The 14264-nt window shown below is 40.4% G+C and carries 19 protein-coding genes; 5 read left to right on the forward strand and 14 right to left on the reverse strand.

Annotated elements, in window-relative coordinates:
• Positions 1–49: 49 nt before the first annotated feature.
• Genes ACIQCO_RS12950 through ACIQCO_RS12985 form a run of 8 tightly spaced genes read right to left on the reverse strand, consistent with a single transcriptional unit; the run spans position 50 to position 5082 of the window.
• The gene (locus tag ACIQCO_RS12950) at positions 50–808 is read right to left on the reverse strand and encodes a methyltransferase domain-containing protein (RefSeq protein WP_400429055.1); all 759 of its coding nucleotides are present in this window, start codon (positions 806–808) and stop codon (positions 50–52) included.
• A complete protein-coding gene (rsfS, locus tag ACIQCO_RS12955; protein WP_400429056.1) occupies positions 805–1161 on the reverse strand; it encodes a ribosome silencing factor in 357 nt (118 codons plus the stop codon). Before rsfS ends, ACIQCO_RS12950 begins: the two co-directional genes overlap by 4 nt.
• Positions 1162–1164: 3 nt before the next feature.
• Positions 1165–1731 carry a bis(5'-nucleosyl)-tetraphosphatase (symmetrical) YqeK gene (gene yqeK / locus ACIQCO_RS12960; protein WP_400429058.1) on the reverse strand — a complete coding sequence of 189 codons (567 nt, stop codon included), beginning with the start codon at positions 1729–1731 and terminating at the stop codon, positions 1165–1167.
• Complete coding sequence (locus ACIQCO_RS12965; protein ID WP_400429060.1) at positions 1721–2290, reverse strand: nicotinate-nucleotide adenylyltransferase; 570 nt, start codon at positions 2288–2290, stop codon at positions 1721–1723. The genes yqeK and ACIQCO_RS12965 overlap by 11 nt, the downstream gene beginning before the upstream one ends.
• A 20-nt stretch (positions 2291–2310) precedes the next feature.
• Positions 2311–2601 (reverse strand): ribosome assembly RNA-binding protein YhbY, encoded by a 291-nt coding sequence (gene yhbY, locus ACIQCO_RS12970; protein WP_387315718.1) that lies wholly within the window; start codon positions 2599–2601, stop codon positions 2311–2313.
• Positions 2595–3440, reverse strand: coding sequence for a shikimate dehydrogenase (gene aroE / locus ACIQCO_RS12975; RefSeq protein WP_400429062.1), 846 nt, complete (start codon positions 3438–3440; stop codon positions 2595–2597). The genes yhbY and aroE overlap by 7 nt, the downstream gene beginning before the upstream one ends.
• A gap of 16 nt (positions 3441–3456) precedes the next feature.
• Positions 3457–4563, reverse strand: coding sequence for a ribosome biogenesis GTPase YqeH (yqeH, locus tag ACIQCO_RS12980; RefSeq protein WP_400429064.1), 1107 nt, complete (start codon positions 4561–4563; stop codon positions 3457–3459).
• A 3-nt stretch (positions 4564–4566) separates the two neighbouring features.
• On the reverse strand, positions 4567–5082 hold the full coding sequence (locus ACIQCO_RS12985) for a YqeG family HAD IIIA-type phosphatase (protein ID WP_400429066.1): 516 nt from the start codon (positions 5080–5082) through the stop codon (positions 4567–4569).
• Positions 5083–5473: 391 nt separating this feature from the next.
• On the opposite strand from ACIQCO_RS12985, the gene sda reads away from it, so the two are divergent.
• On the forward strand, positions 5474–5614 hold the full coding sequence (gene sda / locus ACIQCO_RS12990) for a sporulation histidine kinase inhibitor Sda (protein ID WP_400429068.1): 141 nt from the start codon (positions 5474–5476) through the stop codon (positions 5612–5614).
• 39 nt (positions 5615–5653) lie between these two features.
• Here sda and ACIQCO_RS12995 read toward each other — a convergent pair whose 3' ends face one another.
• Positions 5654–6436, reverse strand: coding sequence for a phosphatidylserine decarboxylase (locus ACIQCO_RS12995; RefSeq protein WP_400429069.1), 783 nt, complete (start codon positions 6434–6436; stop codon positions 5654–5656).
• Positions 6437–6666: 230 nt separating this feature from the next.
• On the opposite strand from ACIQCO_RS12995, the gene pssA reads away from it, so the two are divergent.
• Together pssA and sigK are read left to right on the forward strand one after the other, a co-directional pair.
• Positions 6667–7206: a CDP-diacylglycerol--serine O-phosphatidyltransferase gene (pssA, locus tag ACIQCO_RS13000; RefSeq protein WP_400429071.1), complete on the forward strand. Its 540-nt coding sequence runs from the start codon at positions 6667–6669 to the stop codon at positions 7204–7206.
• A 158-nt stretch (positions 7207–7364) separates the two neighbouring features.
• The gene (sigK, locus tag ACIQCO_RS13005) at positions 7365–8081 is read left to right on the forward strand and encodes an RNA polymerase sporulation sigma factor SigK (protein ID WP_400429073.1); all 717 of its coding nucleotides are present in this window, start codon (positions 7365–7367) and stop codon (positions 8079–8081) included.
• A 31-nt stretch (positions 8082–8112) separates the two neighbouring features.
• Here sigK and ACIQCO_RS13010 read toward each other — a convergent pair whose 3' ends face one another.
• Positions 8113–9087, reverse strand: a complete 975-nt coding sequence (locus ACIQCO_RS13010) for a F510_1955 family glycosylhydrolase (protein ID WP_400429075.1) — start codon at positions 9085–9087, stop codon at positions 8113–8115.
• A gap of 181 nt (positions 9088–9268) precedes the next feature.
• On the opposite strand from ACIQCO_RS13010, the gene ACIQCO_RS13015 reads away from it, so the two are divergent.
• Together ACIQCO_RS13015 and ACIQCO_RS13020 are read left to right on the forward strand one after the other, a co-directional pair.
• Positions 9269–9448, forward strand: a complete 180-nt coding sequence (locus tag ACIQCO_RS13015; RefSeq protein ID WP_400429077.1) for a hypothetical protein — start codon at positions 9269–9271, stop codon at positions 9446–9448.
• 117 nt (positions 9449–9565) lie between these two features.
• A complete protein-coding gene (locus ACIQCO_RS13020) occupies positions 9566–11365 on the forward strand; it encodes a M3 family oligoendopeptidase (protein ID WP_400429078.1) in 1800 nt (599 codons plus the stop codon).
• Between the two features lie 621 nt (positions 11366–11986).
• Here the strand turns inward: ACIQCO_RS13020 and ACIQCO_RS13025 are convergent.
• The 4 genes from ACIQCO_RS13025 to ACIQCO_RS13040 form a co-directional block, all read right to left on the reverse strand.
• The gene (locus ACIQCO_RS13025; RefSeq protein WP_400429080.1) at positions 11987–12127 is read right to left on the reverse strand and encodes a YrzI family small protein; all 141 of its coding nucleotides are present in this window, start codon (positions 12125–12127) and stop codon (positions 11987–11989) included.
• A 27-nt stretch (positions 12128–12154) separates the two neighbouring features.
• Positions 12155–12298, reverse strand: a complete 144-nt coding sequence (locus ACIQCO_RS13030) for a YrzI family small protein (protein WP_400429082.1) — start codon at positions 12296–12298, stop codon at positions 12155–12157.
• Between the two features lie 31 nt (positions 12299–12329).
• Positions 12330–12470, reverse strand: a complete 141-nt coding sequence (locus ACIQCO_RS13035; protein ID WP_400429084.1) for a YrzI family small protein — start codon at positions 12468–12470, stop codon at positions 12330–12332.
• 660 nt (positions 12471–13130) lie between these two features.
• A complete protein-coding gene (locus ACIQCO_RS13040) occupies positions 13131–14264 on the reverse strand; it encodes a bifunctional cystathionine gamma-lyase/homocysteine desulfhydrase (RefSeq protein ID WP_400429085.1) in 1134 nt (377 codons plus the stop codon).

The raw sequence follows: 14264 nt of genomic DNA on the forward strand, positions 1-14264 counted from the left end.
AATTCCTTCATGAATTTTAAAAAAAAGCCATCTTTTTTTAAAAGATGGCTCATTTATTTTTCCTGGCAACAAAAAAGATTCTTTCTGAACTGGGCTTTGGCTGTGTATGTTCGAAATCAGCGCAAACCTCAAGTACTTCAAATCCGGCTTCTAGTAACCAGGTTTCATATTGCTGGACTGGATATGTACGTTGATAATGCAGTTCATCGAAGCGGTCATATTTTCCCAGACGTTCATCCAAAACAAAAAAACTTAACTCATGCTCGACACTATTCGGTGCTTCGCCAGGGAAGCTATTCCAGATATAGGAAACCTTTTCTTCGTTTAAGGCAAAAGTTTGATTAATGAAACCCTCATTGATTTTATAGAGAGAATGGACATCGACTACGAAAATCCCACCATCATTTAATTGCTGCTGTACATTTGAAAAAGTAGCGATAACCTCTGCTTCGGTTTCCAGGTAATTTAAAGAATCACAAAAGATACCGATCACATCAAAATTTCCGGGGCCTTCCATTTCAGCCATGTTTTGCTGAAAAAAGGGAATCCTAACGCCTGATTCCTCCGCTTTCGCCTGTGCTACTGCCAGCATATCTTCAGATAGGTCGACACCGGTCACTTGAAAACCATCTGTAGCAAAGCGGACGGAAAGCTCCCCGGTCCCACATGCTACATCAAGCAGCCGTGGCCGAGGTCCTCCCTCCACCTGATATTTTTGGAGGATATCTTTAACAAATCGCACCCACTCATCATATGGAGCATCTTTCATCAGCTCATCATAAAGGTAAGCGAATTGCTGATAACTCATGAATTCAGCTCACTAAAAATATCTTCTAGCGGCGCATCGCCCCAAAGCCGTTCCAAATTGTAATAGCTTCTTTCATCACGATGGAATACATGGGCAACCACATCGCCCATATCAATTAATATCCATCTTGCTTCATCAAAGCCTTCCATTCTTTTCACATCGTAGCCCTTTTCTTGTGCTTTCTCCTTCATTTCCCGTGCTATTGCCTGCACTTGTTTATCGGAATTCCCATGACAAATAATAAAGTAATCGGCAATTAAAGAAATCCCCTGCATGTTTAGAGCAAGGATGTCTTCCGCCCGTTTATCGTCCGCTGCTTTAACAGCAATTTTTAATAATTCTTGATTATTCATTCATCAAGCCTCCAGTTTATTAATAAGGTCATTGTAGGTGTAAAACGTATCCGGATATACCGTTTGATTCTTCTTCAATAAAAATAGAATCGTATTTTGCATTGCTTTTATTAATGCTTGATCTAAATTTACCTTCGCCATCGCTCTAACTTCATCAACTCCGGGAAAATGCCTGCCCGGTTCAATATAATCAGCTAAGTAGATGATTTTCTCAAGCAGAGTCATCCCAATTCTTCCCGATGTATGATAACGGATAGCAGCTAAAATTTCTCCGTCAGTGATGCCTGCTTCCTTTTCTACCAGGTAAGCTCCAACTGGCGCATGCCATAATTCAGCATTAAACTCGAGCAAATCCTGAGGAAACCCTTGGTTAGCAATAATTGCTCTCATTTCATCTTTCGGACGAAATTTCGCATAGTCGTGAAATATCGCCGCCAATTCCGCTTTCTGCTCGTCTGCACCATACATTCTAGCCAATGAGACGGCTGTTTCCATTACCCCTAACGTATGCTGATACCGATGCTCTGTTAATTGTTCCTTTACGAGCTTTAACGCCTCTTCACGTTCCATATAATTGATTCTCCTCGATATAGTGGATAACCGAATCTGGCAGTAAATACCGGACCGTCATACCGCTTGTCAACCGCTCTCTAATCATACTGGATGATACGTCGATTGCCGGTACGTCCACATAAAGGATTGGATAGTCGGTTTGATGGCTGTAGGCGGGTCTTTCCACACCAACAAATTGGACAAGTTTTACTAGCTCATCGATTTTGTGCCATTTAGGCAAATACTCAATCATATCCGCCCCAATGATAAAGAAAAATTGATGGTCCGTATATTCGGTATTCATCATTTTTATTGTATCAACAGTGTAGGATAGACCTTCACGATTGAGCTCGATTGTTTCAATTTTAAAAGCTGAATTCCCCTGAATCGCCAGCTTCAGCATGTGCACACGCTGGTCATTAGTAACCGACCCTGTTTTCTGCTTATGCGGCGGCTCGCCATTTGGCATGAACCAAATTTCATCCAGCTTCAGTGCAGCAAGAACTTCATTTGCAATCAAAAGATGTCCGTAATGCGGAGGATCGAACGTTCCCCCCAAGATCCCAACTTTCTTCATGCGTTCGCCATCCTTTGCTCTTATGGAAGTTTGATTGTTTTCTTTTCCACAGACTCTTTGTAGAGAACAATGGTATTTCCAATAATTTGCACAATATCCGCACCAGTACCTTCTGCTAACTGCTCGGCAACGACGGTCTTATCTTCTTCACAGTTTTGCAAAATGCTTACTTTAAAAAGCTCTCTTGCTTCTAGCGCATCTGCTATTTGTTTAATCATATTCTCGTTTACGCCGCCTTTTCCTACTTGAAAAATCGGATCTAAGTGATGCGCCTTTGAGCGTAAAAATCCTTTTTGTTTTCCTGTTAACATGTTTTTTTCTTACCTCCTAGTTGTTGCAAAACATTTTCTCTCATTCTTTCAACATCAGGGAAAATCCCGGTCCATTTCTCAAAAGCGAGCGCCCCCTGATAAACGAACATGTCGATTCCGTTTTGAATTCTTGCTCCCTTTATACGTGCATCATGTAAAAATTGCGTTTCTAACGGATTATAAATTATATCACAAACCATTGACTGCTGACTTAAATTGTTCAAATTCAGCGGCTGTTCGGCGGTATTTGGCGACATGCCTATCGTCGTCGTTTGAATAATTAAATCATATTCCGCTAAATTAATGCCCGCCACATCTAATGTCAATGCCTTCGAGAAATTTCCATATGGACAATCATTAATAAGTTCCGAGGCGGTTGCCAATGTACGGTTGGCTATATCAACCGCTATCGGGTTCTCCTTAGCCAAAGTGAAATAAATCGCCCGGGCAGCACCGCCAGCGCCAACCACTAATATCTTTTGACCTGCTGCACTGGATCCGTATGCCTGTAATCCTTTTAAGAAACCTGGGCCATCCGTGTTATAACCAATCAACTTGCCGCCTTCATTAACCACCGTATTTACCGCTCCAATACTGGCGGCTAATTCATCTACCCCATCCAGCAGGGGAATAATTTTACTCTTATGCGGCACGGTGACATTAAATCCTGCCGCCCCAATCGCTTTCAAGCCTTTGACGGCATCGTGTAAATTCGCTCCATTTACTTGAAAGGGAAGATAATGGGCATCTATCTGATAAAAAGAAAATAAATCATTGTGCATGATTGGAGACATCGAATGCCCGATTGGATCTCCTAAGACCGCGAATAGCTTCTTCACTTGGTTCTCCCCACCATTATATTAATGATTTTCGAATTAACGATTGGACACCTTTTGGTACGTAAGCCGCCACTTTTGCCCCGGGCTCATTTACAGTAATCCAGCCAAGCCCTGAGAAAACAATATCCGTTTTCGCTTCTTTTACGAAAAATTCTTGTTTCACCAGCTCCGGAAACGAGTCCAATTGTTCCGGGCGCGGCGGTGTCAACATTTCTCCAACATGCTTATCATATAGTTCTTCCGCATTTTCGGTTTTTGTCCGGTGAATATTTATTTCATTAGAAACATAACAAACAAACGATCGTCTGCCGCCGCTGATATAATCGAACCGGGCTAAACCGCCAAAGAACAAGGTTTGTCCTTCATTTAATTGGAATACTTTTGGCTTAATTTCCTTTTTAGGGGTAATAATTTTCAAATCCTGCTTATCGACAAAATGCGCCATTTGGTGATGGTTGATAATCCCTGGAGAATCAATCAATGATTTCTCATCATCAAGCGGAATTTTGATAATATCCAGGGTCGTCCCAGGAAAATGGGAGGTCGTAATCACATCCGCTTCGCCGGTTACTTCCTTAATGATTCTATTAATAAATGTAGACTTCCCGACATTGGTACAGCCGACAACATAAACGTCTTTGCCATTACGCATTTCGTCAATGGCTGCTGCTGTTTCTTTCACATTTACCCCTCTAGCCGCACTGACAAGAAACACCTCTTCTGGCTTTAACCCCAGTTGTTTTGCCTCATGCTTCATCCAGTTAATTAACTTGTTATGCTTAACAGACTTCGGCAATAAATCAACCTTATTGCCAACCAGTAAGACTTTGTTTTGACCGACAAAGCGGTGCAAACCTGGAAGCCAGCTCCCATTAAAATCGAAAATGTCAACAATCATTACGACAAGGGCGTCAGTCCTGCCAATCCCATTTAATATTTTCAAAAAATCATCATCGGTTAAATTAACATCTTGAACTTCGTTGTAGTGCTTTAAACGAAAACACCGTTGGCAAATAATCATTTCCTTCGCTAATGCCGAAGCAGGAGCATAACCAATCATTTCCGGGTTTTCAGTTTGGACTTTTACACCGCAGCCCATGCAAATATCTAGTTGTTCACTCATAGCTTAATCCTCCCATTGCAGCATGCCTTTTTTGCGGAACCAGTTTAAGATTCTTCGTTCCGCAAAGCGATTAAATTTTGTCCAGAAACCATCTGTTTGCGCTACAGGGACAACAAGAATGGTATGAAAACCACCCCGGTTTCCACCTAGTACATCAGTTAATAATTGGTCCCCTATGACAACTGCCTCTTCTTTGTTAATTCCCATTTTTGAAATTGCTTTGTGAAAAGCAACCGCCATCGGCTTTCGTGCCCGAAAAATAAATGGGATTTGAAGAGGGTCAGAAAAAGCCTTTACTCTTTCTTCATTATTATTAGAAACAATCGTGACGAGAATATTATGTTTTTTTATTTCATCGAACCACTCTATCAATGCAGGAGTGGCATTGGGGCGGTCCCATTCTACTAACGTATTATCCAAATCGGTAATGATCCCTTTAATGCCTCTACGTTGTAATTCCGCAGGAGATATATCCAGAATGCTTTTTACATGTTCATTCGGTAAAAATTGTTTTAACACTATGCTAACACCTCATTACTTCTAAATAAAATCGACTCTTAGAAAGGAGTCTCTTACTTGTAACATCATAACCAATTTCACCTATTGTTTCAAAGAAAAGCGAAATGGAGATGACTGTTTTATGAAAAGTAAAAAATATTTTTCGACAAACATCTACTTCTTCAAGCCCTGTGGATAACCTTATTAACATTATACCCATTGAATCATTTACATTTTCGAACTTTACAAACAATTTAATCACAAGTTATCCACTAGAACCTGTGGATAATTGGAACGATTGTTCTCTACGTTTAAATTTGGTAGATTTAGGGTACACGAATTGAACATACTACTATATGTTACTATTTCAGACAATAGAACCATTAAATTCAAATTGGAGGTGGATTCTGACATGCGGAAACTATCAGATGAATTATTAATTGAGTCCTATTTTAAAGCAAGAGAGCTTAACTTATGCCCAGATTTTATTGGTCTCATTGAATCCGAAATAGAGCGGCGTGCTTTATTCAATAAAATTAAGCGGTCTTCATAATCTTCTAAGCGCCCTTTAAGGGCTTTTCTTTTTGTCCTCTTATTTCTTTAAAAACCCAATCTTTTCTCCAACTTTAATTTCTTTCGGGGTTTTAATGGATGGATCTATTTGGAAAATATCTTTTTCGAATAATAAAACGACAGTAGACCCAAAACTAAAATAGGCGATTTCACTGCCCTTTTCCAATTCTGTCCCCTTATGTGTTGTTTCGATGGAATTAACAAACATGGCGCCAACCTTGACAATGGTTACATGTCCAAACTCCGTTTTCACTTCCGTCATGACACGGTAATTCTTTGCCAGCGTTCTAACTCCGTACTTTACCCCCCATTTATTAACTGGATACGATTTCTTTCCCCGCGTCCACTGTTTCGTGACATGCCCATCTACGGGACTATGAATTCGATGATAATGACTTGGACTTAAATAAAGAATCATGTAGGTACCATTTAAATACTTTGTTAACAGCTCCTGATTTCCAAGCATTTCTTCAATAGAATAGGTCTTTTCTTTTACAACGATTTCACTTGTTTCTCTTATTTGACCCACATCTTCGATAACCGCATCTACCGGACTAACAACAGCATGATCCGTTTGATCGATTTCGCGTGCTTCTTTTTTTAAGGTCCTAATAAATAAATCGTGAAGGGTGGGATATTCAGACAAGCCCTTCTCCATTTCTTCTTGGTTCAAATGATAAACTTTTGCAAAAGATGGTACGATGAATCGACTGAGCCGTGAACGAGCAAATCCCTTTAGAACAACGGATGTCCACCTTCCATTTGTTAACTCAATCAAAAGACGATAAACAGTTTGTAACATTGAAAGACCCCCAAATAGTGTAAAAATACTCTTTACGAAATGACATAAAAGCCTTAGAATTAAATAATATACAATAAGGAAAATTATTCCCTGATATAAAGAAAACTCGCCGATTGGCAAGCCCGTTAGGGCAAAGACAGAGGCGTAGTTGCACTTATGCGACATAGGAAAGTGTAAATTTTGAAAAAATTTATACTTTCCTATTAGCCAAAAAAGGAGTGGTGTGGAGAATGTATTTATTAAACGTACTCGATCAAACCATTAAAAAACTTAAATCGCAAACAGCCAATGTGATAACCTTAGTAAATTTATCTTTAGGTGGATTTGCGATTGTGTTCGGACTAAATGGAAATTTAAGACTAAGCCTGCTGCTCATTTTTATTGCTGCCTTAGCAGACCGGTTTGACGGTATGATTGCCCGAAAGTTTAATATCGAATCAGAACTTGGAAAGCAATTAGATTCCATGAGTGATATTATATCATTTGGAGTGGCACCCGCACTATTACTATACCAAGGAATTTTAAATGAATTTGGCGGACCTGGATCATTTTTCACTGTTTTCTACATCGGATGCGGTGCATTCAGATTAGCGAGGTTCAATATTACCGAAAGCAATGGATATTTCACCGGGTTACCGATTACCGCTGCCGGGTGTTTGGCAACCCTAAGCTTCTTGGCCATTCCTTACGTTCCATCCCAAACGTTCTTATTCATTATCATCATTCTATCATTCCTAATGGTTAGTTCCTTTAAACTAAAAAAAGTATAAACGATAAGAAAAAATGACCTGCTTATGTAAGATAACGGCGGTCATTTTTTTTGCATTCCTTAAATAAAATTTTCTGGACAGACACAATTTACCGTTTTCTTCATAGGAATTATTAATAGGCAATAGTCCTAAAGAAAAAAAGACGGGGGTGGGTTTATATGTCTGGAATTTTAACAGCTCTCGGTTATTTAGTGAAAGAATTCCTTTTCCTTGTTTCCTACGTAAAGAATAATGCCTTTCCGCAACCCCTATCTGCTGCAGAAGAAAGAAAGTATTTACGGTTAATGGCAGAAGGGGATTCGCATGCCCGTAATATGTTAATTGAACACAATCTGCGCCTCGTCGCACATATCGTGAAAAAATTCGAAAATACCGGCGAGGATTCCGAGGATTTAATCTCAATTGGAACCATCGGTTTAATCAAAGCGATTGAGAGCTACTCAGAAGGAAAGGGAACGAAGCTCGCTACCTATGCCGCTCGATGTATCGAGAACGAAATCCTGATGCATTTACGTGCGCTTAAGAAAACGAAAAAGGATGTTTCCCTGCATGACCCGATAGGCCAGGATAAAGAGGGGAATGAAATATCGCTTATTGATGTCCTTAAATCAGAATCCGAAGATGTCATTGATACGATCCAGCTTAACATGGAACTGGAGAAAATTAAAAAATATATCGAAGTACTTGATAATCGGGAAAAGGAAGTCATAATTGGCCGCTTCGGCCTTGATTTGCAAAAAGAAAAAACACAACGGGAAATTGCCAAAGAACTCGGGATATCAAGAAGCTATGTTTCAAGAATTGAGAAACGCGCCCTGATGAAAATGTTCCACGAATTTTATCGTGCCGAGAAGGAACGGAAGAAAAAAGGCTAATCTAAATATGGATAGAAAACAGAGCAGTAAACTATTCCTGCTCTGTTTTGCCGTCTTTAATGAGATTGCGCCAATTTTTGCCGCCATCAATGGATTCATATAGATCATTTTTATAGGTTGTGAATGCCATTTGATTCGTGTTTTTTGGATTCACTGTTAAGTAAGTAATCGGATTATCATAATCCAAATAGGGAAAAGTGATGCTCTTCTTTTCTCCCGATTCAGGATTTACAGTACTCAATAAGATTTTATCGTTTTCCACACTGGAAAATAGAATGGAATCTCCAATAAACGTGAGCGCGGTAACCATAAATGGCTCGGTTATAAGCTTCATTGTGTTTCCGTTATCGCTGGAATAATAAATCCCGGATCTTGTAGACATCGCCATTATCGCACCATTGTTCGGGTGCACGGCGATCATTCCCAGTGAATCCGCATTGAAATCCTTGAAGGCACTCTTTTTCCATGTACCGCCGTTATCGGTTGAGTAATTCACGCCTAAGCTTAAGGCATCATCCGGCTGTTCACTGATTACATACAGCCCATCACCAGAAAAACTGTCCGCGATGAAATGAAAATTCGTTTTGCCATAGAAGGCTAATTTTTTTAGTGTCTTCCCTTTATCAGCACTTTGGACCAAACCTAACGGGTCTGAAAAACCTGTCCCTTTTTGCGGATGTCCGCTCGATAGAAAACCGGATTCAATTGCTTGGAAACCGATATAATCATGTTGATTCGTTGTTGTTCTCGTCCACTTTCCATCGCTGTACATTTTCAATCCGTCATTTGCCGCCAGATAAAGAGCATTATCATTGCCTGGATAGCCAATTCCACGTAAATTTTTTACCTTAAACGATTTTGTCTCGACAAGTTCAAAATTCGCATTTGTTTCTGCCTTTTTTTCTTGATTAGTTTTTTTAGTATTCTCGCTTTTATTTGCGCACCCTGAGGCGATTAATAATATTCCGGTGAGAATAGCCATGATCACTTTCATTTGAACCTTCACTTGTGTGCCTCCTGAAAAAAATCTTAATCTATGAGGTATTCGCTTATGAATCCTTATCCATCCACTTATACCGCAGTCCAGATACTGTTGTCAAATAATTGCACTGAATAAACACATCCGCCTATACAAGTAATTTAACAGGCACATACCCTGTAATAAACGGATAAAGGAGGGAATCCTGATGACTTACGGTTATCCAAATTCTTTCGGTTGTCCAGCACCCTATCCAGCATATCCTGCTTATCCTGCATATTCTGCTCCCTATGCCGGCGGTGCCGGTGTATGGATTGCAGTCATAATCGTTCTCTTTATTCTATTGTTTATCTTCGGAGCCTGGTGGTGGTATTGCAGTTTTTATTAAGAACTTTACGGCTTATGCACTTCTGCATAAGCCTACTATTTCGGAAACCGTAAAATATAGAATTTTTCGAAAGGTTCCATTATAATAAAATAGTACATAAAAAAGGGGGTACAAAGAATGACAGCCACTACATACTCAGAAGTTTGGGATCTTGACGTTTTTTTTAAAGGGGGAAGCGATTCTCCTGAGTTACAGGAACACCTTATTCAAACGGAAGAACTGATGCAAAATTTTGAAGCAAAAGTGAACAACTGGACACCCATTAATTCACTTGAGGACGCCAATTACTTGCAAGAGTTACTAGCTGATTTAGAAGTTTCCGCAAAAAAACTGTTTCAGGCCGGGGCCTTTGTTGGCTGTTTATTGGCGCAAAATACCGAGGATAAAAAGGCCTATTCGCTTGATGCGAAAATAACCAGTTTAGGTGCTTCTTTCCAAACCGCACTAGGATCATTAGATAATCTGCTGACATCGATTGATGATGTCGTCTGGCAGCAGCTAGTGGCCGGGCAAACCTTAAACGAGTTCGCCTTCGTGTTAACGGAAAGCCGTGAAAAAGCGAAGGAAAAGCTGTCTAAAGAGGAAGAAGCCTTAATCAGCGCCCTTGAAGTGGACGGCTATCACAGCTGGGGACAGTTATATGATTTAATTGTTAGTAAAATCAAAGTTTCTTTTAATGAAAATGGTGAGGAAAAGCAACTTTCTGTCGGTCAAGCCTCCAACAAATTCTCCAGCTCTGACCGCGGCGTCCGTTCTGCTGTTTTTAAAAATTGGGAAAAGGCCTGGGGCGAACAGACAGATTTCCTAGCGAAAACGTTAAACCATCTGTCTGGATTCCGGTTGAATGTCTATAAAAAAAGAGGCTGGGAGGACGTCTTGAAGGAGGCGCTCAGCATTAACCGGATGGAAAAGGAAACCCTTGAAACAATGTGGGCTGTCATTTCTGAAAATAAGCAGAAGCTCGTTCAATATTTAGAGCGGAAAGCAAAGCTCTTGGGTCTTGAAAAGATGAGCTGGTTTGATTTAGATGCACCATATGGTAATACAGAATCAAAGGTGTCTTATCAAGAAGGCGCCGAATTTATCGAACAGAACTTTGCTCACTTCGGCGATAAGATGGCTGCTTTTGCGAAGAATGCCTTTGAAGATCAGTGGATTGAAGCTGAGGATCGCCCTGGAAAGGCACCAGGAGGGTTCTGTACCGGTTTACCTGAGAGTAAACAATCCCGTATCTTTATGACCTACTCCGGGACACCATCTAATGTATCTACACTGGCACATGAGCTGGGGCATGCGTTTCATTCTTTTGCCATGAGAGATGTTCCGTTCCTTAACTGTAATTATGCGATGAACGTCGCCGAAACCGCTTCGACCTTTGCGGAAATGATTGTCGCTGATGCTGCTGTAAAAAATGCTAAGGATGAAGAAGAAAAACTCGTTCTATTAGATGACAAAATCCAAAGAACAGTCGCCCTTTTAATGAATATTCACGCCCGGTTCTTGTTTGAAACACGTTTTTATGAGGAAAGAAAGCATGGTACTGTGACTGTAGAAAAATTGAATGAATTGATGCTTGAGGCACAAAAGGAAGCTTACTGTGATGCTTTAGAGGAGTACCATCCATTATTCTGGGCATCGAAGCTGCATTTCTTTATTACCGGTGTTCCATTCTATAACTTCCCATATACCTTCGGCTATCTCTTCTCCCTTGGTATTTATGCCAAGGCATTAGAGGAAGGTAAAGGCTATGAAGAAAAGTACATGGCCTTGTTGCGGGATACGGCATCAATGACAGTAGAGAATCTGGCAGAGAAACACTTACAAGTGGATCTAACCCAAAAAGACTTCTGGGAAAAAGCTGTTCACATCTGCCTTGATGATATTGATGAATTCTTAGAATTAACGAAAAGCAAATAATAAAAACATAAAAGCATCGGCTCCGTTAAATGGCCGATGCTTTTCTTATTTTTGTTTATTCTACTGTTATTTCAGAAATTATTACGCAGCCAATCGCCCCAGTGATAATCAAAGCCATCGCAACCATGAACATATTCTCCACCCCTTAGATTGTTCCTGCTACTTCTAATTTGAATTTATCATATTTTCACAGTAACAACCTTAGGGAAAATTGAACATTTTGTTAACAAATATTTTTATTTTTTGGCTGTGTTAAAAGTGAATGTTGATTTCCGTTCCAGGCGCTTCGCTTTCCGCGGGGCGGGCGGTGAGCCTCCTCGGCGCTAAAGCGCCTGCGGGGTCTCACCTGTCCCGCTGCTCCCGCAGGAGTCTCGCACCTTCCACTCCAATCAACATTGTGCTCAAAATCAACAATGTTCTTTAACACAGCCTATTTTTTAGTTTTTGCTTTAAAGATAAGCGATAAAAATAAAATATGCAGCGGCATGTTTTTTTACCTCCTATTTAAATCTTCCTTTGCTAGGTGGTATCCTTCGAATCCCAGAGGCTAGCACCCCGACCTTGCAATAGAAAAAACAACATATTAAAAACCACCTTTCTTTTTAGCCAATTTTTTAATCCTTACATGAAACGGTACATGGAGACTTGACGATCTTTGTTTTTTTCATAAAGCTTTTCAACCATTTCTTGGTGTGCAGCTTCTTGAATATTCATTTTACGTTTATTAATCGTTATCGTTAAAAAGAATATATTGAGAGTCATTTTGTTTCACTTCCTTTATTTAAAGCATTAATACATGAAATGCTGCATGGAAATTTGGCGGTCTTTGTTTTCTTCATACAATTTTTCAACCATTTCCTGTTGTGCTGCCTCTTGAAGGCTTACTTCTCGTTTTTTAAAGGTGATCGAGAAAAAGAATATATTTAAAGTCATTTTGATTCACTTCCTTTCGATTAAGCTCCGATTACATGAAATGATGTACGGAAATTTGACGGTCTTTGTTTTGCTCATAAAGATTTTCAGCAAGTTCATTTTGAACGGCATCTACAAGTCTTGCTTGACGTTTTTTAATGGTAATTGAGAAAAAGAATATATTTAGGGTCATACCTGCCCACCTCCTTAAAAATTTAGTAATCCGATTCAGCAACATTTACAATTTATGCAAGCCATATCCATTTTGCTTGTAAAAAGGGCACAAAAAGGCCGCAAGAAGAAAAGAGTCCCCTTGCGGCCGGCCAATTTTTGGGCACAAAAATACCGCAAGGCGTCATTCTCCCTGCGGCATGGATATGTATTGTAACGTTAAGTTAAGCAATCCATTCCAATCTGGTCGAATGCGTGATATTCAAATATACAGTTTTCATGCCAGTGCCAGATGCAATTGATAACAAAATCATTTTCTTCGACCTCCTTTTGGAATTTTTTACTTACAAGGGTAATTATATCCACACATCCATACTTTGTAAACCTTTTTCCACCATTTTTTAAAAAAATAATTCAAAAGCCCTTAAAACATAAGCTTGTTAAAAGTGAATGTTGATTTCCGTTCCAGGCGCTTCGCTTTCCGCGGGGCGGTCGGTGAGCCTCCTCGGCGCTAAAGCGCCTGCGGGGTCTCACCTGTCCCGCTGCTCCCGCAGGAGTCTCGCGCCTTCCACTCCAATCAACATTGTGTTCAAAATCAACATTATTCTTTAACACAGCCAAAACATAAAAGGTGTCAGGCACATTGTGAATTTTTCACATGGTGCCTGACACCCTTTTTATGCTATTCTAATGCCTGGGTTAAATCCTCCAGTAAATCTTCAATATCTTCAAGGCCAACGGAGATCCGCACTAAGCCGTCTGTGATGCCTAATTCAGCACGCCGCTCTGCCGGTATCGAGGCATGGGTCATTCTTGCCGGAACTGAAATCAAGCTTTCGACTGCACCGAGGCTTTCAGCTAACGTAAAATATTTCACTTTACTTAACAATCGGTCTGCATTTTCTGCACTGCCGACATCGAACGAAACCATGCCCCCGAAGCCTCTTGTCTGCTGCTTAGCTAACGCATGATTTGGATGTGTTTCCAGACCTGGATAGAAAACCTTTTTCACTGCCGAATGGCCTTGTAAGAATGCCACAATCGCCGCTGTATTGGATTCCATTTCTTCCAAGCGAATCCCCAGTGTCCGCATTCCACGAATTAATAACCATGAATCTTGCGGTCCCAGGATACCCCCAGTGGAATTTTGAATAAAATGAAGGTCTTCAGCCAGTTCCTTGCTATTTACAACCGCTAACCCCGCAACAACATCGCTGTGGCCCCCAAGGTATTTTGTTGCACTATGAAGGACAACATCAGCACCAAGCTCAATTGGATTTTGCCAATATGGAGTAGAAAAAGTGTTATCTACGATTGTCAGCAGATTATGCTCTTTCGCAAGCTTGGCGACTGCCTTAATATCAGTAATCTTTAATAACGGGTTTGTTGGTGTTTCTAAATGAATTGCCTTCGTATTTGGTCTAATTTCATTTTTAATATTCTCTAAGTCGGTCGTATCAACAAAGGTAGAGTCAATTCCTAAGCGATTCAAAACCTTTGTCATGACACGAAATGAACCGCCGTAAACATCATCTGTCAAAATAACGTGATCACCGCTGTTAAATAGCATCATAACGGCCGTCATCGCAGCCATCCCGGAGCCAAAGGCAAATCCGGCTTCACCGCCCTCAAGATCTTTGATCAGTTCTTCCAGTGCGTTTCTCGTCGGATTGCCGGTACGAGAATATTCGAAACCCTTATGGCCGCCGACACCCTCCTGCTTATACGTACTTACTTGATAAATCGGAAAAGAAACCGCTCCTGTTGCTGGATCCTCACTAATGCCGCCATGAATCAATTTCGTTTTTCTTCTCAT

It is taken from the genome of Neobacillus sp. NPDC093127 (assembly GCF_044754175.1).
GTDB lineage: Bacteria > Bacillota > Bacilli > Bacillales > Cytobacillaceae > Neobacillus.